23 protein-coding genes are annotated in these 26,855 nt (G+C 72.3%); 8 read left to right on the plus strand and 15 right to left on the minus strand.

From position 1 onward, the window contains the following. The first annotated feature begins 1,012 nt into the window (after positions 1-1,012). The gene (locus IE272_RS27965; RefSeq protein WP_050362484.1) at positions 1,013-1,819 is read left to right on the plus strand and encodes an SGNH/GDSL hydrolase family protein; all 807 of its coding nucleotides are present in this window, start codon (positions 1,013-1,015) and stop codon (positions 1,817-1,819) included. 60 nt (positions 1,820-1,879) lie between these two features. Here the strand turns inward: IE272_RS27965 and IE272_RS27970 are convergent, their stop codons facing one another. After that, positions 1,880-2,272, minus strand: a complete 393-nt coding sequence (locus IE272_RS27970) for a nuclear transport factor 2 family protein (protein WP_190008673.1) — start codon at positions 2,270-2,272, stop codon at positions 1,880-1,882. Positions 2,273-2,449: 177 nt separating this feature from the next. Beyond that, on the minus strand, positions 2,450-3,289 hold the full coding sequence (locus tag IE272_RS27975) for a class I SAM-dependent methyltransferase (RefSeq protein WP_050362483.1): 840 nt from the start codon (positions 3,287-3,289) through the stop codon (positions 2,450-2,452). Positions 3,290-3,522: 233 nt separating this feature from the next. Between IE272_RS27975 and IE272_RS27980 the strand changes: the two genes are divergently transcribed. After that, the gene (locus IE272_RS27980) at positions 3,523-5,349 is read left to right on the plus strand and encodes a S9 family peptidase (RefSeq protein ID WP_056701818.1); all 1,827 of its coding nucleotides are present in this window, start codon (positions 3,523-3,525) and stop codon (positions 5,347-5,349) included. Between the two features lie 62 nt (positions 5,350-5,411). Next, positions 5,412-6,275 (plus strand): SURF1 family protein, encoded by an 864-nt coding sequence (locus IE272_RS27985; protein WP_057664824.1) that lies wholly within the window; start codon positions 5,412-5,414, stop codon positions 6,273-6,275. Between the two features lie 57 nt (positions 6,276-6,332). Here IE272_RS27985 and IE272_RS27990 read toward each other — a convergent pair whose 3' ends face one another. The 6 genes from IE272_RS27990 to IE272_RS28015 form a co-directional block, all read right to left on the minus strand. After that, a complete protein-coding gene (locus tag IE272_RS27990; RefSeq protein ID WP_190008615.1) occupies positions 6,333-7,802 on the minus strand; it encodes a hypothetical protein in 1,470 nt (489 codons plus the stop codon). Next, positions 7,799-8,374: a SigE family RNA polymerase sigma factor gene (locus tag IE272_RS27995; protein WP_026237792.1), complete on the minus strand. Its 576-nt coding sequence runs from the start codon at positions 8,372-8,374 to the stop codon at positions 7,799-7,801. The genes IE272_RS27990 and IE272_RS27995 overlap by 4 nt, the downstream gene beginning before the upstream one ends. Before the next feature lie 359 nt (positions 8,375-8,733). Beyond that, the gene (locus IE272_RS28000) at positions 8,734-9,807 is read right to left on the minus strand and encodes an aspartate-semialdehyde dehydrogenase (protein WP_050362477.1); all 1,074 of its coding nucleotides are present in this window, start codon (positions 9,805-9,807) and stop codon (positions 8,734-8,736) included. Continuing rightward, on the minus strand, positions 9,804-11,075 hold the full coding sequence (locus tag IE272_RS28005) for an aspartate kinase (RefSeq protein ID WP_007452996.1): 1,272 nt from the start codon (positions 11,073-11,075) through the stop codon (positions 9,804-9,806). Before IE272_RS28005 ends, IE272_RS28000 begins: the two co-directional genes overlap by 4 nt. A 222-nt stretch (positions 11,076-11,297) precedes the next feature. Next, positions 11,298-13,418 carry a LamG domain-containing protein gene (locus IE272_RS28010; RefSeq protein ID WP_190008617.1) on the minus strand — a complete coding sequence of 707 codons (2,121 nt, stop codon included), beginning with the start codon at positions 13,416-13,418 and terminating at the stop codon, positions 11,298-11,300. A gap of 135 nt (positions 13,419-13,553) precedes the next feature. Continuing rightward, entirely contained in the window at positions 13,554-14,078 is a 525-nt protein-coding gene (locus IE272_RS28015; protein WP_190008675.1) for an SgcJ/EcaC family oxidoreductase, read from the minus strand. Positions 14,079-14,267: 189 nt separating this feature from the next. On the opposite strand from IE272_RS28015, the gene IE272_RS28020 reads away from it, so the two are divergent. Continuing rightward, positions 14,268-15,110 (plus strand): SDR family oxidoreductase, encoded by an 843-nt coding sequence (locus IE272_RS28020; protein ID WP_190008619.1) that lies wholly within the window; start codon positions 14,268-14,270, stop codon positions 15,108-15,110. 19 nt (positions 15,111-15,129) lie between these two features. Here the strand turns inward: IE272_RS28020 and IE272_RS28025 are convergent, their stop codons facing one another. The 3 genes from IE272_RS28025 to IE272_RS28035 all read right to left on the minus strand — a co-directional run bounded on the left by IE272_RS28025 (position 15,130) and on the right by IE272_RS28035 (position 16,963). Beyond that, a complete protein-coding gene (locus IE272_RS28025) occupies positions 15,130-15,789 on the minus strand; it encodes a DUF5063 domain-containing protein (RefSeq protein ID WP_050362473.1) in 660 nt (219 codons plus the stop codon). Between the two features lie 104 nt (positions 15,790-15,893). Beyond that, positions 15,894-16,493 (minus strand): recombination mediator RecR, encoded by a 600-nt coding sequence (gene recR / locus IE272_RS28030; RefSeq protein ID WP_007452989.1) that lies wholly within the window; start codon positions 16,491-16,493, stop codon positions 15,894-15,896. Positions 16,494-16,618: 125 nt separating this feature from the next. Further along, positions 16,619-16,963 carry a YbaB/EbfC family nucleoid-associated protein gene (locus IE272_RS28035; protein WP_003967515.1) on the minus strand — a complete coding sequence of 115 codons (345 nt, stop codon included), beginning with the start codon at positions 16,961-16,963 and terminating at the stop codon, positions 16,619-16,621. Between the two features lie 367 nt (positions 16,964-17,330). On the opposite strand from IE272_RS28035, the gene IE272_RS28040 reads away from it, so the two are divergent. Then, the gene (locus tag IE272_RS28040; RefSeq protein WP_050362471.1) at positions 17,331-18,131 is read left to right on the plus strand and encodes an SLATT domain-containing protein; all 801 of its coding nucleotides are present in this window, start codon (positions 17,331-17,333) and stop codon (positions 18,129-18,131) included. Between the two features lie 161 nt (positions 18,132-18,292). On the opposite strand, the gene IE272_RS28045 is transcribed toward IE272_RS28040, so the two are convergent. From IE272_RS28045 to IE272_RS28055, 3 genes are all read right to left on the minus strand, one after another. Beyond that, entirely contained in the window at positions 18,293-18,943 is a 651-nt protein-coding gene (locus tag IE272_RS28045; protein WP_007452985.1) for a putative DNA-mimic protein, read from the minus strand. Between the two features lie 60 nt (positions 18,944-19,003). Then, positions 19,004-19,750 (minus strand): GntR family transcriptional regulator, encoded by a 747-nt coding sequence (locus IE272_RS28050; protein ID WP_057664817.1) that lies wholly within the window; start codon positions 19,748-19,750, stop codon positions 19,004-19,006. A gap of 196 nt (positions 19,751-19,946) precedes the next feature. After that, positions 19,947-21,329 (minus strand): aspartate aminotransferase family protein, encoded by a 1,383-nt coding sequence (locus IE272_RS28055; protein WP_190008621.1) that lies wholly within the window; start codon positions 21,327-21,329, stop codon positions 19,947-19,949. A 169-nt stretch (positions 21,330-21,498) separates the two neighbouring features. Between IE272_RS28055 and IE272_RS28060 the strand changes: the two genes are divergently transcribed. The 3 genes from IE272_RS28060 to IE272_RS28070 all read left to right on the plus strand — a co-directional run bounded on the left by IE272_RS28060 (position 21,499) and on the right by IE272_RS28070 (position 25,331). Further along, the gene (locus tag IE272_RS28060) at positions 21,499-22,122 is read left to right on the plus strand and encodes a DJ-1/PfpI family protein (protein WP_190008623.1); all 624 of its coding nucleotides are present in this window, start codon (positions 21,499-21,501) and stop codon (positions 22,120-22,122) included. Next, a complete protein-coding gene (locus tag IE272_RS28065; RefSeq protein WP_190008625.1) occupies positions 22,115-22,639 on the plus strand; it encodes a MarR family winged helix-turn-helix transcriptional regulator in 525 nt (174 codons plus the stop codon). Before IE272_RS28060 ends, IE272_RS28065 begins: the two co-directional genes overlap by 8 nt. 877 nt (positions 22,640-23,516) lie before the next feature. Beyond that, positions 23,517-25,331 (plus strand): serine/threonine-protein kinase, encoded by a 1,815-nt coding sequence (locus IE272_RS28070; RefSeq protein WP_190008627.1) that lies wholly within the window; start codon positions 23,517-23,519, stop codon positions 25,329-25,331. Here the strand turns inward: IE272_RS28070 and IE272_RS28075 are convergent. Next, positions 25,313-26,617 (minus strand): MFS transporter, encoded by a 1,305-nt coding sequence (locus tag IE272_RS28075; protein ID WP_190008629.1) that lies wholly within the window; start codon positions 26,615-26,617, stop codon positions 25,313-25,315. The two genes, IE272_RS28070 and IE272_RS28075, sit on opposite strands and share 19 nt — an antisense overlap. Positions 26,618-26,855 lie beyond the last annotated feature (238 nt).

A 26,855-nucleotide genomic window follows, 5' to 3' on the forward strand; every position in this document is an offset into this window, starting at 1 on the left:
TTACGATATGCGCAGGTACCGATCTTGCTCGAACCTCGTTCGGGACGAAGAGGTCGTGGGTTCAAATCCCGCCACCCCGACAGCTAAGCAGCAGGTCAGAGGGCCGGTACTGATTTCAGTACCGGCCCTCCGGCTTTGTGCGTGTCTATCTGCGTGACCAGTCGCTCCGGGCGAGTGAGATCATCCGCAGATGGCCGACGCGCGACTTCCCCGGGGATGGACTCTGCAGCGGATCCGCGACGTATCGGGAGACCGAGAGGCTGTCGCCCTGGATCCCGATCGGCCAGTGAAGTGGGTCGGCTTCGGCGACACCCACGACATGCCACCCTCAGAGATCGTTCTCGGGTTCCACAGTCTGTGTCTCGTGAAGCCGGTGGATGACGACGACTGGTACATGGGCAGCCCGTACGACAACGGCAGCATCGACTGCTGGGCCGCCTACGGCGACCTGTACGAGGCGCTACGCGGCCTCTAGGGACTTGCGTGCCATTGCTCCCCGGCGCCGGCGAGCACCCGACAGGTAGCCAGGGGTCACCGTCCGGGTAGAGCAGTTGAGTTGCTTCCCTCGCGTTCCGAGGCGAGCGCGCCTGTCCCGGTCACACCTTCGTCAGCCTTCCTGCCCACACTCTTGGGCCCCTGCTCCAACGCTCCGCCATCGGCCGGCGGCTCGATCGTACGGTGCTGCCCGGAGTTGACCCGTCCGGATGAAATCACCCACGCGCCGGGGCCCGGGCAGGGCCCTTCCGTGCGGCGCGTCGCCGCACGTCCGACCCCTCCGGGGCGCGCGGGGCGCCCTTGAACTTGCAGGTTCTGGCCAGGAGTTGGGCGTTTATCTACGCGCGGAGCATGGCTCGCCGAACGATCATTCGGGCATATCAGACGACTTCTCGCGCGGGCATTACCGGCGGGTACCGGGAGCTGCTAGAAACTCCATCGCTCCCTCTCCCCCACCTGTCACCCACCGTGCGTTCTCCATCCCCTCATCCCCCCACACTTCGAAGGGCTGGCAGCCATGTCAGTACGAAGAATTCGTGCGTCCGTCGTCACTCTCGCGCTCGCCGCCGTGGCCGCGCTCGGCGCCGCGGGACCGGCCTCAGCGGCCGACTCGGCCGCCGCGGGCGGCTATGTCGCCCTCGGCGACTCCTACTCCTCGGGCGTCGGCGCCGGAAGCTACCTGTCCGACAGCGGTGACTGCCGGCGCAGCACCAACGCCTACCCGTATCTGTGGCAGGCGGCGAACTCCCCCGCGTCGTTCGACTTCGTCGCCTGTTCGGGAGCGACCACCTCGTCCGTGGCCAGCAGCCAGCTCGGGGTGCTCAGCTCGTCCACCTCCCTGGTCAGCGTCACCGCCGGAGGCAATGACGTCGGGTTCGCCGACGTCATGCAGGACTGCGTGCTGTCGAGCGAGGCCACCTGCATCAGCAGCGTGAACAACGCCGTCTCGCAGATGAACAACTCCCTGCCCGGCAGCCTCGATTCGCTGTACGACGGCATCCGGGCCCGCGCGCCGCAGGCCCAGGTCGTGGTTCTCGGCTACCCGCGCTTCTACAAGCTGGCCGGCAGCTGCTTCGCCGGGCTCACCGAGGCCGAACGGGCCGCGATCAACAACGCGTCGGACGTTCTGAACGACGTCATCGCCAAGCGGTCCGCCGACGCCGGGTTCACCTTCTCCAGCGTGGTCGACGAGTTCACCGGGCACGAGCTGTGCTCCGGCGACGCCTGGCTCCACAGCGTCTCGGTGCCGATCTACAACTCGTATCACCCCAAGGCCGCGGGGCAGTCGGGCGGCTATCTGCCCGCCTTCCGCTCGGCCGTGTAGCTGCTGCGCATCTCCGCCTACGGAACGGCGGTTCACCGGGTGACCGGTGGGCCGCCGTTCTCAGTAGCGCTCGACCAGGTGCTCGCGGCCGGCCGGAGGCTCGTACGACTCGGGCCAGAAGTCCGTCACCCCGGTGATCAGCCCCTCCTCGTCGAACGTGAAGAAGTGGATGGCGTCCATCTCCTCGGGCTGCGCCCCCGGCTGATCCCCCGTCACGGTGAAACCGGTCCGGGCCGCGGCCTGCCGGCCCTCCGCGTCGGCGACGATCCGCTCGACCCGGACGTGCCAGTCGCCCGGATACTCCTGGTTGAACCGGAGATACCGCTCCTTGCCGAGGATCCGCTCCCGCGTCTGCGGCAGGTCGTACACCACGCCCTCGGCGAGGGTCGCCCCGAACGCGCTCCAGTCGCGCGCCTCGGCTGCCGTCCAGTACGCCTCGACCGCGCCGCGCAGCGCTGCCGTCGTCGTTCCGGGCGGGGTGCTGGAAGCCGTACCGGGCGTGGTGCTGGAAGCCGTACCGGGCGTGGCTCCGCCCGCCGTTACGCCTGTCGTGTCGGTCATGGAAACGAGTGTGTACCCCGCCACTGACAATCGGCCGGAGAAGCCCGGAGGGGCGACGCCGGCCTGCGGCTATCCCTGACGCGCCGCGGGGCGCGACGCCTTGATCGAGTACATCAGCGGGATCCTCGGCCGGCCCGCCGGGAAGCGGTAGTGGCCGTCCTCGTGGCGCTCCAGCGTGCTGAACCGCTGGACGAGCGTGGAATCGTGCTCGTGGAGGAACTCGATGCGCAGCCCGGCCGCGACGAGCGCGGTCACGACCCGGCCCACCGGGTGCTGCCATTCGACGCTGCGGTTGTGCACGGTCGGCGCGTCCAGGTCGGTGTACGTGCCCGGCGTCTCGTCCACCCAGGCGTCGCGGCTGAAGTAGTCGTCGGTGACGACCGAGCCGGTCTCGTCCATCGAGTCGGTCAGCGGATGGAACTCCGCGAGGTAGAGGAATCCGCCGGGCGCGACCAGCGAGGCGGCGGTCTCGGCCCAGCGGTCGAGGTCGGGCAGCCAGCCCAGCGCGCCGATGCCCGTGTAGACGATGTCGTACGCGGAGTCGGGGACGGCGGCCGGTGCGTCGTACACGTCGGCCGCGACGAACGACGCCCGTTCCGGGCCCAGCTCCAGCGACCTGGCCAGGCCCCGGGCGGTCTCGACGGCGGGCTCGGAGAAGTCGAGGCCCACGACCTGTGCGGCGCCGCGCCGCGCCCAGGAGAGGGTGTCCAGGCCGAAATGGCACTGGAGGTGCAGCAGGGTCTTCCCGGTGACGTCGCCGACCTCGGCCAGCTCGAAGGCGCGCAGCACGTCCTTGCCCGCCAGGAACGCTTCCAGCTCGTAGTAGTCGCTCGCCACATGGATCGGCACGCGTTCGTCCCAGCGCGCGCGGTTGGTGTCGTGCCAGTCGTCAGGAGTCGGGGAGTACATGTCCGGAAAGCTACCGATGGGGTGGGAGTGAAGCGAGAGGTTATTCGGTGCTGTCCATTCCCAGGAGGGCGGAGAGAAGCGGAGAGAAATGGTTCGGGAAATATCGCCCGAAGCGGTCGATTGCACGGGCGTCCGCAAGGAGTGCTTCGCTCGCCTTTCGATCCGGGCCGGCCCCCCGATAGCGATCGGAATCCCGCTACGGGCCTGCTCCCGGGATCGGGTTGGATGGGGGTATGACGACTGATGCAGCAGTGCCCGACTGGGAGATGCGGTTCCGTGCGCCTCGCGTCTCCCTGCCCGACTGGGCCGAGGACGCCCCCGACCGCGCGCTGTTCGTCTCCAACGCCACCGGGACCTACGAGCTGTACGCGTGGGACCGGTCGAGCGGGCGGCAGCGCCAGGTGACGGACCGGCCGAACGGCACGACGGACGGCGTGCTGACGCCGGACGGCGAAGCCGTCTGGTGGTTCAGCGACACCGACGGCGACGAGTTCGGGGTGTGGATGCGCCAGCCGTTCGGCGGCGGGGAGGACGAGCCGGCCGCCCCGGGTCTCGCCCCCTCCTACCCGGCGGGTCTGGCCATCGGGCGGGACGGTTCGGCGGTGATCGGGCGCTCGACCGACGAGGACGGCACGACGGTCCATCTGGTGCCGACGCCGGGCGGCGAGCCCGTGGAGATCTACCGGCACCGGGAGTCCGCGGGGGTCGGGGACCTCTCCCACGACGGGACCCTGATCGCGCTGGAGCACACCGAGCACGGCGACGCGATGCACTCCGCGCTGCGCGTGGTGCGTCCCGACGGCTCCACGGTGGCCGAGCTGGACGACACCGAGGGCGGCACGAAGGAGCTGGGGCTCGCCGTGCTGGGGTTCGCGCCGGTGGCCGGGGACACCCGGCTCCTCGTCGGGCATCAGCGCCGGGGCCGCTGGGAGCCGATGATCTGGGACCCGGTCGCGGGCACGGAGACCGTGCTGCCGGTCGACCTGCCGGGCGATGTGGGGGCCGAGTGGTATCCGGACGGCTCCGCGCTGCTCGTCGAGCACAGCTTCGAGGCCCGCAGCGAGCTGTGGCGGTACGAGCCGGGGGCCCCGGCTCCCGTGCGTGTGGAGACCCCCGCGGGCACCGTGTCGGGCGCCACGGCCCGTCCGGACGGGACCGTGGAGTACTTGTGGTCCTCGGCCGAGCGGCCGCCCGTGGTGCGGTCGACGAGCGGCGCGGTGGTCCTGGACCCGCCGGGCGCGAAGGCCCCGGCGTCGGTGCCCGTCGAGGACGCCTGGGTGGAGGGGCCGGGCGGCCGGATCCACGCCCTCGTGCAGAAGCCCGCCACCGGTGAGGGCCCCTTCCCCACGATCTTCGAGATCCACGGCGGGCCGACCTGGCACGACAGCGACGCGTTCGCCTCCGGCCCCGCCGCCTGGGTCGACCACGGCTTCGCGGTCGTGCGGGTCAACTACCGGGGCTCCACCGGCTACGGCCGCGCCTGGACGGACGCGCTGAAGCACCGGGTCGGCCTGATCGAGCTGGAGGACATCGCGGCCGTGCGGGACTGGTCGGTGGCGTCGGGGCTCGCGGACCCGGAGCGCCTGGTCCTGGCGGGCGGTTCCTGGGGCGGCTATCTGACCCTGCTCGGGCTCGGCACCCAGCCGGACTCCTGGGCGCTGGGCCTGGCGGCGGTGCCGGTCGCGGACTACGTCACGGCGTACCACGACGAGATGGAGGCCCTGAAGGCGATGGACCGCACGCTGCTGGGCGGCACGCCGGAGGAGGTTCCCGAGCGCTTCGAGGCCTCGTCCCCGCTGACGTACGTCGACGCGGTGCGCGCCCCCCTCTACATCTCGGCGGGCGTCAACGATCCACGCTGTCCCATCCGTCAGGTGGAGAACTACGTGGACCGGCTGGCGGCGCGCGGCGCGGTCCACGAGGTGTACCGGTACGACGCCGGGCACGGCTCGCTGGTGGTGGAGGAGCGGATCAAGCAGGTGCGGCTGGAGTTGGAGTTCGCCCTGAAGCACCTGGGGGGAGGCGCCGTCGTCGGCGCCCCGGGGCCGGAAGCGGCGTAAGAACCGGATAAATGGCGGACCCCGCTCCGGGAACCCGGGGCGGGGAACCGTACCTTTGAGGGGTGTACCGGTTCCTGCTGACCCCGCGATGGTGGGGGATCAACCTCTTCGTCGTGCTGGCCATCCCGTTCTGCGTGTTCATGGGCACCTGGCAGCTCGGCCGCTTCGAGGACCGCGTGCAGTCGCACGAACAGGCGGAGAAGCAGCCCGATCCCAGCACCCGGGCCGCGAAACCCCTGGACGAGCTGCTGCCCGTCGACAAGGTGACGTCCGGCCGCCCGGCCGTCGCCACCGGCACGTACGCCGACCAGTTCCTGGTGCCCGGCCGCAAGCTGGACGATCGTCAGGGCTTCTACGTCCTGAACATGCTGCGCACGGACAGCGGCAAGGCCCTGCCGGTGGTACGGGGCTGGCTGCCCGGTTCCGCGACCGGCGCCCGGGTGCCCGCCGCGCCGGAAGGCGAGGTCACGGTGACCGGCGACCTCCAGGCCTCCGAGAACTCCCGCAGTGACGGTGTCAACGCCCGGGGCGGGCTGCCCGGGGGCCAGGTCGGCATGATCAGCGCCGCGACCCTGGTGAACCTCGTGCCGTACGACGTGTACGACGCCTGGGTGACGCTTCCCGAGGCCGAGACGGGGGGTACGGGCGGCGCGATGAAGCCGGTGCCCGCGGCGGCCCCCGAGGGCAGCGGCCTCGATCTGAAGGCCTTCCAGAACCTGGGGTACACGGGCGAGTGGTTCGTCTTCGCCGGCTTCGTGCTCTTCATGTGGTTCCGGCTGGTACGCCGCGAGGCGGAGGCCCTGCGCGACATCGAGCTCGGCCTCGTCCCGGAGGACCCCGCCGCTGGCCCGGAGGGCCCGGCGGCCCCGGCCCCGGAGGACCCGGCCTCGCCGGACCGCGACGTGGCGGGCACGCCCGTACGGTAGCCGGACCGCGACGCGGCGGCGCGGCCGTACGGTAGGCGCGGCCGTACCGTGGCCGGGCTACGACGTGGGGAGCACGCCCGTCCGGTAGATCGTGCCCGAGCAGGCGTTGGGGATCTTCGTCTCCGCGGTGGGCGCTCCCGTCTCCGGGGTGTGCGTGACAGCGACGCTGCCCTCCGCCGTGGCTCCGCCGTCCTCGTGCAGCGACTGCGTGTCGACGCCGGAGGTCTGATCGGTGCCCCCCTCGCCGACCGATCCGCCCGCCCCGTCCGCCGACGGTGTCGGGCTCGGTGAGGGGCCCACGGTCGGACAGGTGTCGGTCGGCACCCAGGCGAACCGCACCTCGTACGCCATGGCCGGCTTCAACAGCACCGTGCCCGGCTCCTGCGAGGGGTCGGGCAGCCCGGGGGCCGCGTCGCCCGCGGCGTGCTGGACCACGCCGATCTTCAGCGGGTCGGCCGCGCCGATGGCGGTGAAGCCCACCGTGCCGTTGCTGCTGACCGTGCAGTCCGTGCCGGACACGTTGGCGATCTTGAAGCTGCCGTAGACCGTGCCGTCGGCTCCCGGTGCGTCGGTACCCGCGGACGCGACGCCGAGCTGGCTCGGGTCGCAGACCGGCAGGGAGGCGAAATCCGCGCTCGGGGAGTCGGTCGCCACGCCCGTCGCCGTGCCGTCGGGGTCGCTGCCCTCGCCCTCGGTGGGGCTGGGGTCCGGGTCGGCCTCGCCCGCGCTGCCCTCGCTCTCCCGCTCGGTGGGCTCCGCGGTCCGCCGGCCGGGCGCCTCGGGGCCGGTCTCGTCCCCGTTGCCGCCCTGGGCCTGCTCGCCGTGTCCGGCGATGGCGGGGCGGGCGGCGGACGGGCCGTCCGAGGTCGCGACGTGGACGAAGGCGGGGACGGCGGTGCCGATCAGCAGGGCCGCCGCGGCCGCCCCGACGACGGCCTGCCGTCGCCTGGCCCGGCGGGCGGGGACGGCGCGGTGGAGGTGGTCGAGGGTCCCCTCGGAGGGGGCCAGCTCCCGGACCGCACCGTGCAGCATGCGGCGCAGGGCCACCTCGTCCAGTTCGTCGGAGGCGGGTGCGCCCCGGTCACGGGCGAAGAGGTCGGTCAGCGTGCCGACGAGGTCGTCGTCCGGCGCTCCGGAGCCGGAGCCGGGGTCCTTGCCGGGGTCCTTGCCGGGGTCCTTGCCGGAGCCGGAGGCGGTGTCGGAGCCGGAGGCGGTGTCGGTGTCCTTACCGGCGGCGGTCTCCGCCGCGGCCTCCGCGGGCTCCTGCGCGGCATCCGCGCCCGTGTCCGCCGCGGCTTCCGCCGTCCCCCGCCCCGGGCCCTGCCCGTCGGGGTCCTCGGTGACCTCGCTGTCCACCCGCGCGGGTGGCGCGGGTTCCGGGGTCTCGCCCGGCTCGGGCCCCGCGCTCCCCTCGTGCGGCCGGTCCGGATCGGTGTGCGGAGTCTTCTCCGGCCCGTGGTTCACAATTCCGTTTCCCGTCGGGTCATTCTCGTGCCTGTGCTCGTCGCGCTGCTCGGGCCCGCTCATGCCTGAGCCTCCATCACGACGCGCAGCGCCGCGATACCCCGGGAACCGTACGCCTTGACCGAGCCCAGCGAGACACCCAGCGTCTCGGCGACCTGGGCCTCCGTCATGTCCGCGAAGTAGCGCAGCACCAGCACCTCGCGCTGGCGTCGCTGCAGCCCCTTCATCGCCTTGATCAGCGCGTCCCGCTCCAGCTGGTCGTAGGCGCCCTCCTCCGCGCTCGCCATGTCCGGCATCGGCTTGGAGAGCAGCTTCAGCCCGAGGATGCGGCGGCGCAGCGCGGAGCGCGAGAGGTTGACCACCGTCTGCCGGAGATACGCGAGGGTCTTCTCCGGTTCACGGACCCGGTTGCGCGCGGAGTGCACGCGGATGAACGCCTCCTGCACCACGTCCTCGCAGGACGCGGTGTCGTCCAGCAGCAGGGCCGCGAGGCCGAGCAGCGAACGGTAGTGGGCGCGATAGGTCTCGGTGAGATGGTCGACCGTGGTTCCAGCTGCCACCGTCTCTTCAGCACCCCCGCGCTGCGAGGGCAACTGTGCCGGGCGCGCGGCGGGCATGGGCGCGATCACCGGCATGCCGCCGGGCGCACGGGGCCGCCGGAGCGGACGCACCGACGCGCCTCGCAACGGGCCCACCACTGTGATGTCGAGAACCTCTGCCACGCCTGTTGGACACGCTTCCCCCCGTCAGGGTTGTACGCGTACGGCGCCACGTTCGACGCTGTGCGACATGCCCTCATACGTACCTGCTCTTCCCCAAATGCCCCGTTGTCGCGTCTGGCCACGCAAGAAGTGACCGCATAGACGCAGCCCGGCCGAGGTGCGGTTGCAGATGGCCGGGAGATCATCGTCGGATACGACAACGTCCCAGCTCAAGAGGTTCAGACCAGCAAATTACTCATAGGGCGTTCACAGATCCTACAAAACAGGTTCGATCAACCGCGGGGGAATTCGGCGGCGACCGATTCGGCGATCTGCGCCACGTTCAAAGCCGCACCTTTTCGGAGATTGTCACCGCAAAGGAACATTTCCAGGGCGCGCGGGTCGTCCATCGAACGCCGGACGCGGCCCACCCAGGTGGGGTCGGTGCCCACTACATCGGACGGAGTGGGGAAATCTCCGGACGCCGGACTGTCGAAGAGCACCACGCCGGGTGCGGTCGCCAGGATCTCGTGCGCCTTGTCGACGGCGACCTCGTTCTCGAAGCGGGCGTGGACGGACATCGAGTGCGTGGCGACCACGGGGACGTACACACAGGTCGCGGTGGTCTTCAGATCCGGCAGGCCCAGCACCTTGCGGCACTCCTCGCGGATGGCGATCTCCTCGGAGGACCACCCGTCCCCGGCGTCCGTACCCGCCCAGGGCACGACGTTCAGGGCGACGGGTGCGGCGAACGGGCTCGCCGTGGCTTCCGTACCGTCCCCCAGGGCCCGGCGTACGTCCCCGGGGTGGGTGCCCAGCTCCGTGCCGGCCACCAGCGCCAACTGCTCGCGCAGGGCCGCGACACCGTCCCGGCCCGCACCGCTGACCGCCTGGTAGGAGGAGACGATCAGCTCGCGCAGCCCGAACTCGGCGTGCAGCGCGCCGATCGCGACGATCAGCGACAGCGTGGTGCAGCTCGGGGACGCGACGATGCCGCGCGGCCGGAGCCGGGCGGCATGGGGGTTGATCTCCGGGACGACCAGCGGCACGTCGTCGTCGAGCCGGAAGGCCGCCGAGTCGTCGATGACGACGACGCCCTTGGAGGCGGCGATCGGGGCCCAGTGGGCGGACACCTCGTCCGGCACCAGGAAGAGGGCCACGTCGATGCCGTCGAACACGTCCTCGGCGAGCGCGAGGACCTCGCTCTCCTCACCGCGCACGGCCAGCTTGCGGCCGGCCGAGCGCGGTGAGGCGACGAGTCTGACCTCGCCCCAGACGTCCGCGTGCTGCGAGAGGATCCGGAGCATGACACCGCCGATCGCCCCGGTCGCGCCGACGACCGCGAGCGAAGGGCGGTGTCCGGTCATCGGCCGGTGCCTCCGTAGACGACGGCCTCGTCGGAGTCGCTGTCGAGACCGAAGGCGGTGTGCACGGCGCGCACGGCCTCGTTGACGTCGTCGGCGCGCGTGACCACCGAGATGCGGATCTCGGATGTCGAGATCAGCTCGATGTTCACGCCCGCGTCGGACAGCGCCTCGAAGAATCCGGCCGTGACGCCCGGGTTGGTCTTCATGCCGGCGCCGACCAGGGAGATCTTCGCGATCTGGTCGTCGTAGCGGAGCGAGTCGAAACCGATGCTGCTCCTGGTCCGCTCCAGGGCGTCGATGGCCTTGCGGCCCTCCGCCTTGGGCAGGGTGAAGGAGATGTCCGTCAGGCCGGTCGTCGCGGCGGAGACGTTCTGCACCACCATGTCGATGTTGACCTCGGCGTTCGCGATGGCGCGGAAGATCGCGGCCGCCTCGCCCGGCTTGTCCGGGACGCCGACGACGGTGACCTTGGCCTCCGAGACGTCATGGGCGACTCCGGAGATGATCGCGTGCTCCACCTGCTGGTCCCCTTGCGGCTCGTTGCTGACCCAGGTGCCGCGCAGTCCGGAGAAGGACGAGCGGACGTGGATCGGGATGTTGTAACGGCGTGCGTACTCGACGCAGCGGTGCAGCAGCACCTTGGAGCCGGACGCGGCCAGCTCCAGCATGTCCTCGAAGGAGATCCAGTCGATCTTCTTCGCCTTCTTCACGACCCGGGGGTCCGCGGTGAAGACGCCGTCGACGTCGGTGTAGATCTCACAGACCTCGGCGTCCAGCGCGGCGGCCAGCGCGACGGCGGTCGTGTCCGACCCGCCGCGGCCGAGGGTCGTGATGTTCTTGCCCTCCTGGCTCACGCCCTGGAACCCGGCGACGATGGCGATGTTGCCCTCGTCGATCGAGGTCCGGATGCGGCCCGGCGTGACGTCGATGATGCGCGCTTTGTTGTGGACCGAGTCGGTGATGACACCGGCCTGGCTGCCCGTGAACGACTGGGCCTCGTGGCCCAGGTTTTTGATCGCCATCGCCAGCAGGGCCATGGAGATCCGCTCACCGGCGGTCAGCAGCATGTCGAATTCACGGCCGGTAGGCATCGGAGACACCTGCTCGGCGAGGTCTATCAACTCGTCCGTCGTGTCGCCCATCGCGGACACCACGACAACCACCTGGTTGCCGTTCCTCTTGGCGTCGACGACTCGCTTGGCGACCCGCTTGATGCCCTCGGCATCGGCTACGGAGGAGCCTCCGTACTTCTGCACGACAAGGCCCACGTGCGCTCCTCGCTCAGTCATTACTGCGGTCGGCTCAGTTTAACGAGCAGTCCGGAATAGACCCGTCCATACCAGATGGTGAGATGTCCCGCTCACCACCCGGTACGGCGTGTCGCTCCGGACTGCCCGTACGGGGCTGTTGCCCGCACAGCCCGGGAGCACTCCCGTTTGTGTCCCAGCCCACACCCTCCGTACGGTACGCGCGAGCCGGGACACCTCCGGTTACGGCAGCTGCCGGATCTCCGTCTCGGACAGCACGCCCTCGTAGGCGTACACGCTGTCCACCACGCCCTTCAGCTGCTCGCCCCAGCCCTCGGCGGTGCGGGCCCGGCCGAGCTGGAGCCCGCCGGTGCTCTCCCAGGGCGCGTCGAACGCGGCCGTGCCGCCCTCCGCGTATTTCACCCCGTCGAGGTAGAAGGACACCTCGTTCGCCGAGGCGTCATGGACGACGGTCACCCGGTGCCCGACCCCGAAACCGCCGTCCGGCTGCTCGATCCGGCTGAGCACGGTCTCCGGAGCCCCCGGCTCGTCGGCGTGCGCCAGCACCAGGTCCCAGCTGGAGTTCTCCGGGTCGAAGCGCACCTTGAAGGCGTCGCCGTGCTCGCCGCCCTGGGAGATCGCCGTCATCGGCCCGGCCGGAGCGTCGTCGGTGAGCCGGACGCGGGCGCTGACGGTGTAGCTGCCGGCCGTGTCCACGACGGGCGCGTCGGTGGCCGCGTGGCCCGAGACGCCGTCGAGGCCGAGGTGCCCGTCGCCCTCCAGCGGCCAGTCCTGGACGCAGTCCGGGTCGAAGATGTCGCAGGGGTCGTCGTCGAGGCGGAAGACCGAGGCGCCGGCGCCCAGCTTCAGGGGCGCGCCCCCGCCCGTCTCCGGGGCGAGGCCGTCCGGTGCGGTGTCCAGCGCCCAGTGGCCGACCCGGAGCGCGGTACGGGTGGCGAGGGCCGTCAGCTCGCCCGGCACCACGATGCGGTCGAACGCCCGTACGTCACCGATCTCGCCCTGCCAGCGGTCCCGGTAGCCCTGCGCTCCCCGGGCCCGCCCGATCTGGAAGTCGCCCTCGCCCGCCACGGGGACGGCGGCCGTCTCCTCGCCGACCTCGCGGCCGTTCACATACAGCCGGACCGTGCCGCTCCCCGCGTCGTACTGGCCGAGCACGTACGCCCAGTCGCCGGCCTCGGGCAGCCCGCCCGTGACCCGCGCACCGCCGACGGAGAACGACCAGGCGGGCCCGGAGCCCACCGGGGTCAGCCCCAGGGTGAAGGCGCGCGCCGTGCCGGCGTCCTGCGAGAGGACCGTACGCGTGCCGTCCACCCGCGCCGGGCGCACCCAGCCGCCCACGGCGAAGTCCTTCGCGGTGCCGGTGACGACCGGGGCGCCCGGGGTCAGGAATCCGTGCCCCGATCCGTCGAGCGAGGCGGTGGAGGTGAGCGGGGTGCCGGACGGCGCGGGCGCGCCGAACGTGACCCCGGTACCGGCCCGGGCGGCGGAGCCGTTCTCGGCGGCGGCCGAACGGGAGCCCGCCGCGTCGGCGAGCTTCCAGTGGGCCACCGGGGCCGGTTCCCGGGCGACCCGGAAGGTGTAGTCGGTGCGCGGGCCGCGGTTGCCCGCGCGGTCCTGCGCCTGTACGGAGAGGGTCTGGACGCCCCACGCCTTCGGCACGAAGCGGATCTCGGCCGACCGGTCGGGGCCGGGCTCGGCCATCTTCGGCGGCTCGCCGATGAAGGAGTAGGCGTAGGCGACGATGTCCTCGGACCGCGCCGCGAAACGGAAGGTGCCCCGGACACCGGCGCCGGGCGTCCAGGTGTTGTCGTCCGGATAGTCGGGCGAGGTGACGACCGGGGCGTCGGGCAGGGTGCGGTCGTACACGAACTCGCAGGGCGCGCCCGCCCCTTCGCTGCTCCAGGCGGAGGCCCCGTCGTCGTTCACGGCCCGCACCCGCCAGGACACGGTGGTCTCGTCGGGAATCGTGCTCGGCAGCTGCCAGCTGAACGGGGTGGTGTCGTGCATCGTGCTCGTGGTCGCCGTCACGCGCTTCTCGGCGCCGTCCTCGCCCTGCCACCAGGCCTCGAACTCGCCCCGGACCCGGCTCGCTTCACCCGGCTGCCCGCCGCCGGGCCCGTACAGCCGCGCCGTCACCTGCGGAACGGTCCGCACGTACGGCCGCTGCTCGCCGGTGACACATTCCGCACTGCCCACCGCCAGATCGGCGGTCCGCGGCTGCTTCGGCGGGAGTCCGCCGTCCGCCGCCGCCACGGCGCCCGGCGTCGCCAGCACCGTCCCGGCGGCGATCGCCGCCGCCACGGCCGCCCGTCTCGCCCCTCCACGTCCCGTACGTCCTGTCATGCGCGTACCCCTCCCCAGTCCGGCCCTCGATGATCGGAGATCAAGAGCTGAGGGAGATTAACAATCGGGTACGACGAACCGCTCCCGGATATCGGCGCGTCCGCTCCCGGACATCGGCGTTTCGGAGCGCCCGGCTCATCCCGCTGTCAGCATCTCCGCATCGAGGACCTGCGTGTTCTGCGCCGCGGCGATGCGCCAGACCCCGTCGTCCTTCGCCAGGAAGTAGGTCGGGGTGCCGGGGACCGCCTCCGGGTGGGCGGCCATCAGCTCGGAGGGGTCCTCCCGGCCGTGGAAGATCTCGTCCAGGAACCGGCCTCCGTCCCGGGTGGCCGGGCGCTGACGGATCTTGACGGCGGCGGTGTCGGGACGGACGAAGAGGATCAGGTCGACCGTGTACGTGGCGGTCACCGGGGAATTCGCCTGCGGGGGCAGCACCTTGCGGGTGAAGGCGCTGATCTCCGGCAGGCCGGTGAGCCGCTTGCCGTGGGCCGTGGTCCAGATGGCGTCCTCGCGGAAGCCGTCGAGGAAGGCGTCGGTGAGCGCGTTCCGCTGAGCGTGCTGCACACCGGCGACGAACGCGACGATGGCGTCGATGTCCTCCTGCGGGGCGGGGACGCCGATGACGGTGGGGGTGGGGGTGGAGGTGGGGCCGGTGGACATGCTGGACATGAGCAAACTCCTTGTGGGAAGCGGCCGTTGTGCCGGCCGTTCCCCAGGAGCCTCTTCCCTCAAGCCCGGTTGAGGTCAAGCAGCGGCGCTCCCGCCCAACCGGCTTGACCTCAATGTTGCTTGAGCTTCTAGCGTTCCTCTCGTCGAACAGGCAGTGACCGGACAGAGGAGCGCTCAGCGATGATTTTGGTGACCGGTGCGACCGGGAACACAGGCAGCGAGCTGGTACGGCAGCTGTCCGTGGACGGGCACGGGACCGCCGTCCGGGCCCTGACCCGGGACGCGGCGCGGGCCGGGGCCGTGGTGCCCGACGGGGTCGAGGTGGCGGAAGGCGACCTGGGGCGGGCCGAGTCGCTGAAGTCCGCACTGGGCGGGGTGCGTTCACTGTTCCTGATCTCGGGCGTCGGCGACGACGCCGGAGTGCTCGACGCCGCCCGGGACGCGGGGGTGGAGCACGTGGTGCTGGTCTCCTCCATCACCGTCATGACCCATCCGCACCTCGGCCCGGCACGGGCGAATCTCGCCGTCGAACGCCGGCTGCGGGAGAGCGGGATGGAGTGGACCATCCTGCGGCCGACGCAGTTCGCCTCCAACACCCTCTGGTGGGCGCGGTCCGTGCGCGACGCATCCGTGGTGCGCGTACCGTACGCGGACGTCGGGCTGCCGACCGTCCACCCCGCCGACATCGCCTCGGTGGCCCGTGCGGCGCTGACCGGGCCGGGGCACCGGGGGCGGACCTACCCGCTCACCGGGCCGAAGCGGATCAGCCCGCGGCAGCAGGCCGACGAGCTGGGGCGGGTGCTGGGCCGGGAGGTGGCCTGCGTCGGGGTCACGCGGGAGAAGGCGTACCCGCCGATGGCCGCGATGATGGGGGCCGAGGTCGCGGACAGCGTCCTCGACCTGATGGGCGGCGACGTCAACGACGCGCTGCTGGCCGTGCGCGACACCGTGGCCCGGGTCACCGGCTCGCCCGCCCGCTCCTACCGCCGCTGGGCCGAGGAGAACGCCGACGCGTTCCGGTGAGGCGGAGCGCGGACGCGCCCTACTTCACCGGGCGCAGGCCCAAGGGCGCCGCGATCTCCTCCAGCATCACGCGGCCCGCCTCCTCGGCGAGGTCCTCCTCGCCCGGGTCCTGGTCGGTGTCCAGGCCGTCCAGCTCCTCCAGGGGCTGGCCGAGGCGGATGTGGGCGACCAGCGACTGGAGGGCGCGGAGGGTGGCGGAGGCGGTGGAGCCCCAGTTGGAGAAGTATGAGAACTGCCACCACCACAGCGCCTCGGCGGTGCGCTCGGCGTCGTAGTGCGCGAGGCCGTGGCCGAGGTCGGTGACCAGGTCGGCCAGGTCGTCGGAGATCCGGTGCGGGACCGGGGCCTTGCGGGGCTCGTACGGGTCGAAGACCTCGGAGTAGACGTCGATCGGCTCCAGCAGCGCCGCGAACCGCTCGCGCAGGCCGTCCGCGTCCGGCTCGGGGCCGAGGTCCGGTTCGTACCGCTCGTCGGGCAGGACGTCCTCGTACGCGCCGAGGCGGCCGCCCGCGAGCAGGAGCTGCGAGACCTGGAGGAGCAGGACCGGGACGGCCTTCTCCGGCTCGTCGACCTTGGACACCTCGGTGACCGCGACGATGAACGTCTTGATCTGGTCCGCGATCTGGACGGCGAAGTCGTCCGGGTCCTGCGTGACGGAGTTCAGCGTGGCGTCAGACATCGAGGGGACCTCCCGTGGGCGCGGTCACAGACGGTGAAGCGGACGACGAAGCGGACCGCGGAGCGGACAGCGGTACGTGAAGGGGGCAGCGTACGGCGGTGGTGTCAGACATCCAGCAGCCGCCTCCCCTCGAAGGCGCGGCCCAGGGTGACCTCGTCGGCGTACTCCAGGTCGCCGCCGACCGGCAGGCCGCTGGCCAGCCGGGTCACTCTGAGGCCCATCGGCTTGACCATCCGCGCCAGGTACGTCGCGGTGGCCTCGCCCTCCAGATTGGGGTCGGTCGCGAGGATCAGCTCCGTGATGGAACCGTCCGCGAGCCGCGCCAGCAGCTCACGGATGCGCAGGTCGTCCGGGCCGACGCCCTCGATGGGACTGATCGCCCCGCCCAGGACGTGGTAGCGGCCCCGGAACTCACGCGTCCGCTCGATCGCCACGACGTCCTTGGGCTCCTCGACCACGCAGATGACGCTCCGGTCGCGGCGCTCGTCCCGGCAGATCCCGCACTGCTCCTGCTGCGCGACATTGCCGCACACCGCGCAGAACCGGACCTTGTCCTTGACCTCCAGGAGGGCGTGCGCGAGCCGGCGTACGTCCGTGGGCTCGGCCTGCAGGATGTGGAAGGCGATCCGTTGCGCGCTCTTGGGACCGACGCCGGGCAGCCTGCCCAGTTCGTCGATGAGGTCCTGAACAACGCCTTCGTACAACGGAACGCCTTTCTTTGCTTCCTGCTCCGTACCGTAGTGGGTACGGGTCGGTACCAGTAGGCCCCGTGGACCCTCCTGTGGCCGGTCCGGTCAGGGGTCCTGTCGAGGCCCTGCCGGAGCTCCCGTCAGAACGGCAGGCCGGGGATGCCACCCCCGCCGCCCAGGCCCTGGGCCAGCGGGCCGAGCTTCTCCTGCTGGAGCGCCTGCGCGTTCTCGTTGGCCGCCTGGACGGCCGCGACGACGAGGTCGGCGAGCGTCTCGGTGTCCTCCGGGTCCACCGCCTTAGGGTCGATCACCAGGGCGCGGAGCTCGCCGGAGCCGGTGACGGTGGCCTTCACGAGACCGCCGCCCGCCTGTCCGTCGACCTCGGTCCTGGCCAGTTCCTCCTGGGCCGCGGCGAGATCCTGCTGCATCTTCTGGGCCTGCTGGAGCAACTGCTGCATATTGGGCTGGCCACCACCGGGAATCACGGTCACTCCTGGCATTTCGACGACAAATGTTTCGGTAAGCCGAGCCTACGTGGTCCCCGGTCACCGCGCTCCACCCGCCGGGGACCAACTCTTTCGGGTGAGATTCGGGAACCGGCGTGAGTGCTCCTATACCTGACCAGCGGCCCTGCGCAGGCGGGAATCCCGCGATTTCGACCCCACGGCCCACCATTCGGCGGTAGGAAGGGCATGCACATCGGCACACGAGCGTGCATGTGCGGTGACGCAGAGTTACCCCGCGGGGATCGTCGGTCGTGCGGACCGCCCCGCCTTCTCCGGGCCGGTCGGGTCCGGCTCCGGGAAGCCCTACGCGTCCGTCCCGTCCGTCAGAGTGCAGAGGAGTGCCCCGGTGAGTCAGCCGGAGATGCAGCCCGAGGGGCCGCCCCGCAAGGAGTCCGATGCGGGATCCGGTGAAAACGGAGCTGAGCATTCCGCTTCCGGCCCGGGCAGGGGACGCCCCGCCGGGCGCGATCTGACCGGGCGCCCGTTCCCCCTCGGCGACTGGGGCGAACCTGCCGAGCGGCTCGACGAGCTCTACCGCTGGGTCGAGACCGGCGCGCTGGACACCGCCGACTGGTATCTGAACGACCGGGTCTGGAAGCGCCGGGCCGCCAGGGCGCTGCGGATGGGCACCGCGGCCGGGGTGGTCGCCGGGGCCGCCCTGCCGCTGCTCGACCTGACCGGCACCCTGAGCGGCTCGGCGGGCTGGGGGTATCTGTCCCTGCTGCTGGGGACCGCCTGCATGGCCTGCGACCGGTACTTCGGTCTCACCTCCGGGTGGATAAGGAACCTCGCCACGGCCCAGGCAGTACAGCGGCGGCTCCAGGTGCTCCAGTTCGACTGGGCATCGGAGTGCGTACGGGAGATGCTCGGGCCGACCGAGGGCACGGCCAGCGAGGCGGCGGAGCGGTGCCTGGGGGTGCTGCGGAGGTTCTCCGAGGACGTCACCGAGCTGGTGCGGTCGGAGACGGCGGACTGGATGGTGGAGTTCCGGGCGGGGCCCGCGCCGATGGGCATGCAGGCCCTGGCCACGGGGAGCGCGGGAGGGCGCGGTGAGTCGGGGGCGGCGCCGGGGCGGTTCTCGATGCCGTCGGTGGCGGCCCGGCCGAACATGCCTCGGCAGCGGCCGCCGGAGTCGCCGCCGCGATGAGGATTGCCGGGGGGCGGGCGATGGGCGCCGGGGGTGCGGGGTGGCGTTTCGGGGGCGCTGCCCCCGGACCCCCGGTCCTCAATCGCCGGACGGGCTTGGATATGGCGTCCCGGTCCGCGACGGGAAGCGGACGGGCTTGATGTGGCCGGCCAGGTGTCGTCCTAGCTGAAGATGATCATTGAGCCCTGGGCCAGGCTGCGGGTCGCCGCGGCGTGGAGGCCGAGCCAGACGTGGCGTTCCCGGGCGAACGGGCTGTCGTCGTGGGGGATCGGGTCCGCCGGTTCCTCCAGGGCCGTGGGGCCGGAGGGCGGTTGCGGGGCGGCCGGCGGGTTGGCCGGGTCGATGCCGATGGACGGGGCGACGAACTCCAGCTCGCGCAGCAGCCCGTGCGCGGAGCCCAGCGGTCCGCCGCCCGCCAGGAGCGCGTCGTCGGAGAGCGGGGCCGGGAAGTCCACCGGGACGTACGCCCCGGCGTGGTCGTAGTGCCAGACCAGGTGCGACTGCTGGGCACCCTGTTCGAACATCTCCAGGAGCTGTTCGTAGTCGCCGTCGAGACCCGCGACGGGGGTGACGGCGAGGCCGCTCAGCTGGAGCAGGTAGGCGCGGCGCAGGAAGTGCAGCGCGTCGTAGTCGAAGCCGGCCACGGGAGCTACTTCCCCGTTGAGGCCCGGCATGTAGGCGTAGACGGGGACGGGCGGCAGCCCGGCGTCGTTCAGCGCCTTGTCGTAGACGGCGATCTCTTCGGCGAACGGATTGTCGGCGCTGTGGCACAGCACATCGACGAGGGGGACCAGCCACAGGTCACAGGCCACGAAGTCTCGCTCTCAGAAGGGTTCGGGCGATCGTCGGGACAGCGTAATGCGGGGCGAACCTCACGCACAGGGCCCCGGTGCTTCCGGTGCTTCCGGTACTTCCGAAGAATCCGGCGGTCCGGGGGCGTCGCCCTCGGCCGCCCGCGCCTCCAGCCGGTCCGCCCAGGCGAGCGCGTGCGCGTAGTAGGAGTGCATGGCGGCGTGGACCTGCTCGTGGTCGCCCCGGGAGATGGCCTCGACCAGTTCCTCGTGGCCGAACCACAGCACGTCCTCGTCCATGCCGTCGCGGCGCAGCCGGTGCACGGCGAACACCCAGGCCTGGACGCGGAGCCGGGTGAGGAAGTCGGCGATGTACGGGTTGAGGACGAACTGCCCCAACTCGCGCCAGAACCGCAGGTCGTACCCGATCAGCACGTCGAGGTCGCCGCCCTTCGCCGCGCGGACCGCCTCCGCGGCCCGTCGGCGGATCGACGCGAGCCCCTCGGGCCGGACGGCGACCCTCTCGGCGGGGTTGCGGAAGAGGCCCTCGACGACGAGGGCGCGGGCCTCGGCCATCGCGCGGTAGTCGGCGACGGTGAACTCGCGCACCTGGAAGCCCCGGTGCTGGTCGGAGGCGAGGAGCCCCTGTGCGGAGAGGTCGAAGAGCGCCTCGCGGACGGGCGTCGCGGAGACCCCGTACTGCTCGGCGATCTGCTTGACGGTGAACTCACGGCCCGGCGGAAGACGCCCTGCCAGCACCTCGTCACGCAGCGCGTCGGCGATCTGCTGGCGCAGGGTGTTGCGCGTCACGCCTCCGCTCGGACTCATACCGGCCCCCATCCGTCCCTCTGTCCCTGTCCGTCCCCGTTCGCCGAGGTATCCGGCGGGGGCCAATTCTGGCTCGGGTCACCTTAAGCCAGGGCCGCCGCCGTGCCCGATTCCGGGCACGGCGGGGAGGCGCACAGGGTCGACAGCGTACGGAACCAGGCCGTCCGGCTACCCGGCGTACGGGCCGGGAGCGCCGTTACGCGCCCTGCACCGTGTACGTGTCGGCGACGGAGAGGGCGACGTCCAGGGCCGCGAGCCCTTCCTTGGCCTCCGCCTCGGAGACGTTGCAGGCCGGGACGGCGTGGGTCCGGTTCATGTTGATGAACGGCCACAGCCCCTGCTTCTTCGCCGCGGCGCCGAAGGCCGCCATCGGGGCGTTGGCCTCGCCCGAGGCGTTGTACGGGACGAGCGGCTCGCGGGTCTCCCGGTCGCGGACCAGGTCCAGCGCCCAGAACGCGCCGAGGCCGCGCACCTCGCCCACCGAGGGGTGGCGTTCGGCGAGTTCGCGCAGGCCGGGGCCGAGGACGGTCTCGCCGATCCGGGCCGCGTGCTCGACAACCTTCTCGTCCTCCATGACGCCGATGGTGGCGACGGCGGCGGCGCAGGCCAGCGGGTGTCCGGAGTAGGTGAGGCCGCCGGGGTAGGGGCGGGTCTCGAAGGTCGCGGCGATCTCGGCGTTGATGGCGACGCCGCCCAGCGGTACGTAACCGGAGTTGACGCCCTTGGCGAAGGTCAGCAGGTCCGGCACGACGTCGAAGTGGTCGGCGGCGAACCAGGCGCCGGTGCGGCCGAATCCGGCCATCACCTCGTCGAGCACGAAGACGATCCCGTACCGGTCGCAGATCTCGCGGACGCCCGACAGATAGCCCGGCGGCGGAGTCATGATGCCCGCCGTGCCCGGGATGGTCTCCAGGATGATCGCGGCGATGGTGGCCGGGCCCTCGAAGGCGAGGGTGTCCTCCAGGTGCTGGAGGGCGCGGGCGCACTCCTCGGCCTCGGTGGCGGCGTGGAACGGCGAGCGGTAGAGGAACGGGGCCCAGAAGCGGACGACGCCGGCCGAGCCGTTGTCGGAGGGCCAGCGGCGCGGGTCGCCGGTGAGGTTGATCGCGGTGGAGGTCGCGCCGTGGTACGAGCGGTAGGCGGAGAGCACCTTCGGGCGGCCGGTGTGCAGCCGGGCCATCCGGATGGCGTTCTCGACGGCCTCGGCCCCGCCGTTGGTGAAGAAGATCTTGTCCAGGTCGCCCGGGGTGCGCTCGGCGATGAGGCGTGCGGCCTCGGAGCGCGCCTCGATCGCGAACGCGGGCGCGAAGGTGGCGAGTTTGCCCGCCTGCTCCTGGATCGCGGCGATCACGGTGGGGTGCTGGTAGCCGATGTTGGTGTAGACGAGTCCGCTGGTGAAGTCCAGGTAGCGGTTGCCGTCGTAGTCCCAGAAGTAGGACCCCTCGGCGCCGGCGACGGCGAGCGGGTCGATGAGGCCCTGGGCGGACCAGGAGTGGAACACGTGCGCGCGGTCCGCGGCCTTCACGGCCGCACCGGCCGCGGGGTCGGCGGACGGGGCATGAGGGGCATGAGGGGTCATGCGGCGAGCGTAGGCGCTGGTGGGGGTGGCCCCAATGGCCACCTTGTACGGCCTGGGGCGGATGGGTCGGCAGGGTGTCGGGTCCGGGGCGGCGATGGGTTCCTTCTTCATCCATTGACAGCATGCTGTCGATGTGACAGTCTTCTGTCATCGAGCCGAGGAGATTATGATGATCAGCAGCAGCGACAGAACCGCACATCTCGCCGTCTACGACACCTTCGCCGACTGGGAGACCGGGCACACCACGGCCCATCTCGCGCAGAACGGCTACACCGTGCGGACCGTGGGGCTGACCCGGGAGCCGGTCACGACCATGGGCGGCCTGCGGATCCAGCCCGACCTGGCTCTGGACGAACTGCACCCGCAGGACAGTGCGTTGCTGATCCTCACCGGTGCGACCGGGTGGGACGCGGGCGACGCGCTGGCCCCGTTCGCACGGGCGGCCCGGGGCTTCCTCGACGCGGGGGTCCCGGTCGCGGCGATCTGCGGGGCGACCGCCGGGCTGGCCCGGGAGGGGCTGCTGGACGACCGCACGCACACGAGCGCGGTCTCCTTCTACCTCGCGGCGACGGGGTACGCGGGCGGCTCGCGGTACGTGGACGCGGACGCGGTCACGGACGCCGGGGCGGCCGGGGGCGGCGGGCTGATCACGGCCGGGCCGACGGAGCCGGTGGCGTTCGCACGGGAGGTGTTCGCGCTGCTCGGGGTGTACGACGCGAAGAAGCTGGACGCGTGGTACCGGCTGTTCCACGACTCGGACGCGAGCGCGTACGAGGTGTTGCAGGGTGAGTGAGGGTGCGGGGCGCGCCCCGTCCGAGCAGGAGTTGCTGAGCCGGGCGGCGCTGACGGTGTTCCGGCTGAACGGGCAGTTCCTGTCGGTGGCCGACGAGTTGGCGCGGCCGGGGGGGCTCACGTCGGCGTGGTGGCAGGTGCTGGGGGCGGTGCTGGTGGAGCCGTTGCCGGTGGCGGGGATCGCGCGGGCGATGGGGATCACCCGGCAGAGCGTGCAGCGGATCGCGGATCTGCTGGTCGGGCGGGGGCTCGCGGAGTACGTGGAGAACCCGGCCCACCGCCGCGCGAAGCTGTTGCGGGTGACCGGGGCGGGGCGGGAGGCGGTCTCCCGGATCGGGCCGCCGCACGCGGAGTTCGCTGGGCGGTTGGCGGGAGCGCTGGGGGTGGAGGACCTGGCGGCGACGGTGGGCGCGCTGGAACGCCTGTCGGAGGCGCTGGACACCTTGTCCGCTGCGGACCGCGCCGGACCCGGCCATCCCCGTGCGGGGGCGCCCGATTCCGGCCCGTCCGGCGCTTGATTTTCCGGACCCTTTCCACGTCAGCCCGTCCGGCACGTGAGGCCGGCCCCGGACCATGTCAGCCCGTCCGGCGATTGAGGACGGAACCGTGCCGGTGGTGGGCCCAGGCCTCCCGTGTGAGGCCGCCCTACCCCAGCCCGTCCGGCGTTTGAGGACGGAACCGTGCCGATGGTGGGCGTCGGCCTGGCCGTGTTGGCTCCTCCGGGGCACCGGCATTGTTCCGCGCATCGCCCCTGTCCGATCAAGGGTTCCGTCCTCAAGCGCCGGACGGGCTGGGGGGTGCGGGCCGTCCGGGCGGGTGACGGGTCCGTCCTCAAACGCCGGACAGGCTGAAGTGTGCGCACCGGACCCGTCCGATCAAGGGTTCCGTCCTCAAGCGCCGGACGGGCTGGAGGGGTGCGGGCCGTCCGGGCGGGTGACGGGTCCGTCCTCAAACGCCGGACAGGCTGAAGTGTGCGCACCGGACCCGTCCGATCAAGGGTTCCGTCCTCAAACGCCGGACGGGCTGGAGGGGTGCGGGTTCAGCCTCGAACGGCGGACAGGCGGAGGCGGTGCGGGGGCAGCCTCGAACCGCGGGCAGGCGGAGGCGGTGCGGGGGCAGCCTCGAACCGCGGGCAGGCGGAGGCGGTCCGGGTTCAGCCTCGAACCGCGGGCAGGCGGAGGCGGTCCGGGTTCAGCCTCGAACCGCGGGCAGGCGGAGGCGGTCCGGGTTCAGCCTCGAACCGCGGGCAGGCGGAGGCGGTGCGGGGGCGCCTCGAACGGCGGGTAGGCGGGGGTGGAACCGGGGGGCCGGGTGGGGTGTCCTAGGCGGGGAGGCCGGGCGGGCGTCGGGTGGCGGCGTTATCCTCGTGCGGGCCGCACGGGGAGGAAGCGCACCATGGACAAGCTCGGGTCCGACGACCCGCACCGCATCGGTGCGTACCGCCTCCTCGGCCGCCTCGGCGAGGGCGGCATGGGCCAGGTCTTCCTCGCCCGCTCCGACCGCGGCCGCACCGTCGCCCTCAAGCTCGTCCGCCGCGAGCTCGCCGAGCAGCCCGAGTTCCGGGCCCGCTTCCGCCAGGAGGTCCGTGCCGCGCACCGGGTCGGCGGCGCGTGGACCGCACCGGTGCTGGACTCCGACACCGAGGCCCCCGTCCCCTGGGTCGCCACCGGTTACGTCGCCGGGCCCTCCCTCCAGCGCATCGTCTCGGGCCGCCCCGGCGCCCCGGTCACGGACTCGGGGGCGTACGGGCCGCTGCCCCTGCGTTCCGTACGTTTCCTCGGCTCCGGGCTCGCCCACGCCCTCCAGCACATCCATGGGGCCGGGCTCATCCACCGGGACCTGAAGCCCTCCAACGTCCTGATGACCATCGACGGCCCCCGGGTCATCGACTTCGGCATCGCCCGCGCCCTGGAGTCCGTGCCCGACGGCGATCTGACCCGCACCGGCGCCCTGGTCGGCTCCCCCGGCTTCATGGCCCCCGAGCAGGTGCGCGGCGAGCGCGTGACCACCGCGTGCGACGTGTTCTGCCTGGGGTCCGTCCTCGCGTACGCCGCGTCGGGACGGCTGCCGTTCGGTACGACGGAGAGCGGCGGGGTCCATGCCCTGATGTTCCGGATCGCCCAGGAGGACCCGGACCTGACCGGGGTTCCGGAGGACCTGGCCGGCGTCGTCCGGGACTGTCTGGCGAAGGACCCGGCGGCCCGCCCCGGCACCGGCGAGATCCTGGCCCGACTGGGCGAGGCGGAGGCGGACGAACCCTGGCTTCCCGGCACCCTCATCGCCCAACTCGGCCGCCACGCCGTGGGGTTGCTCGACGCGGAGGACCCGGAGGACCCGCGCGGCCCGGGAGCGCCGAACGGCCCTCCGTACGCCCAGCACCCGCAGCGCCCCCACGCCCCGGAGGCCCCTCGGTACCCGCGCTCCCCCGAAGCCCCGCAGCGCGCCCACACCCCGCAGCACCCCCAGGCCGCCCGGACGGGTCCGGAGTCGCCGGAGAGCCCGATACGGCCGCCCGCCGCCCCGATACCGCCGGGGCCCCAGCCGTACGCGCACCACCACCCGCCGTACGGCGCCCCCGCCGCCGCCCCGCACCCGGCGCACCACCCGGCCCCCGGCCGTACCGCCGAACAGTCCTTCCCCCCGGCCTACTTCGCGCCCACCCCTCCCCCGCCCGCACGCGAGCGCCGCTCCGCCGGGGCCACCGTCGCGCTCGTCGTCGTCGCCGTGGTCGTGGCGATAGGGGCGGGCGGATCGGTGTACGCGTTCATGAACGGCGCCGCCCCGGGCAGGACCGCCTCCCCCGGCCCTTCGGGCTCCGGCGGGTCCGGCGGGGGGAAACAGGGCGGCGAGGGAGCCGTCCCGAAGGACTTCCTGGGCACCTGGACCGGCTCCATACCCGGCGAACAGGGCGCGTCCTCAAGGACCTTGACCATCCGGCAGGGGAAGGTGGGCGACCAGGTCCTCGTCCTCACCGCCGAGGGCCCCCTCGCCTCCGGATCCACGTACCACTGCGAGTTCACCGCCCCCCTCTCCGGCCGGCCCGCCGGGGACGGCCCGGTCCGCATCGGACCCTCCACGGTGACCTCCGGCCGCCCGGCCTCCTCCTGCACGCCCGGGAAGCCCACCGAACTGACCCTGCTCCCGGACGGGGACCTGCGCCGGTCCACGGCCGGGACGGGCGAGAGCCTGATCTACACCAAGTCGGACTGACGGGCTCCAGGAGCCGGCGTACCGGGCGGCTCCTCGCCCTCCCCGGAGGGCGGCGTCCGCAGCGCCCGAGTGATCAGCGCCGCGCCGCCCAGCAGCACGAGCACCACCACCATCGCGTTCCGCAGCCCCACATGGTCGGCCAGGAAGCCCAGCGAGGGCGGGCCGACCAGGAACGCCGCGTAGCCCGCCGTCGACACCGCCGCGACCCGGGCCGAAGCGTTCCGCACGCCCTCGCCCGCCGCCGAGATCGTGACCGGGAAACCGAGGGAGGCGCCGAGGCCCCACAGCACCACCGCCGCCCCGGCGAGCAGCGCGTCGTCGGAGAAGACCACCAGGGCCACACCGGACGCCGCCACCAGGGCACTGGCCCGGACCACGGCCGCCGGGCCGTAGCGCACCAGCAGGGGCCCGCCCGTGAACCGGCCCGTCGTCATCGCGACGGCGAACAGCATGAAGGTCAGCGAACCGGCCGTCGCACTCGTCCCGTGGCCGTCCACCATCAGCAGCGGCAGCCAGTCGTTGGCGGAGCCCTCGGCGAACGCCATGGCCAGCACGATCAGGCCGATCAGCACCAGCCGCCGGTCCCGCCAGACCGCCAACTGCCCGCGGATGCCGTCCGGATGCCTCCCGCCGCCCTCGGAGCCCGCAGCGGAGGCGGCGTCGGAGTCCGCCGGGTCCTCGGGGTCCGCCTCCTCCTGTCCCGTACCCGCCGGAACCGCCCGTACGGTCCACACCCCGGCCGCCGCTACGGCGACGGCGACCGCCGCCAGGTGCCAGCCGACCGGGAAGCGGACCGCCGTCAGCCCCATCCCGAGCAGTGCGCCGACCACGGTCCCCAGGCTGAAGCAGCCGTGCAGCACCGGCAGGACGGGGCGGCCCAGGGTCCGCTCGACGGCCGCGCCCTCGATGTTGAACGCCACCTCCGCCAGGCCCATCCCGGCCCCGAACAGCGCGAGTCCGCAGAACACCCCGGCCGACACCTCCAGCGCCGCGCCCCCGGCGATCACCAGCAGCCCGGCCACGAGCAGCCCCGCCCCGGCGGCGATCACCCGCCGCCCACCGCGCCTGCGCACCAGCCCGCCGGAGGCCAGCACCCCGGCCATCGATCCGACGGAGAGCCCGAACAGCACGAGGCCCATCGATCCGGTCGTCACGTCCAGCGCGTCCCGGACGGCCGGGGTGCGGGCGACCCAGGACGCCATGCTCACCCCGGTGGCGAGCATGAAGAGGAAGAGCGCCGCGCGCCAGCGGCGGGTGGTGGCGTCCATGACCGGCGGGTTCTTCATGGGAGTCGGGCCTCGGCAGATCGGTGGGTACGGGAGGAGGGGCGGGCTTGGGACACACAGCGAGCTTCGGACGTACGGCGAGCTTCGGACGTACGCGTATACGCGTGTGCGGATGGTCGAGCCTACGCCCGGAGCGTACGTTCGTACACTCCTGGCCGGTCCCTTCTCCCGCCCCCGATCCCGCTCCCTCCCCCGCGCTCTATGCTGCGAGGAGGACCGAGCCCACCGAGGAGGCCCC

Source organism: Streptomyces anulatus (assembly GCF_014650675.1).
Lineage (GTDB): Bacteria > Actinomycetota > Actinomycetes > Streptomycetales > Streptomycetaceae > Streptomyces > Streptomyces anulatus.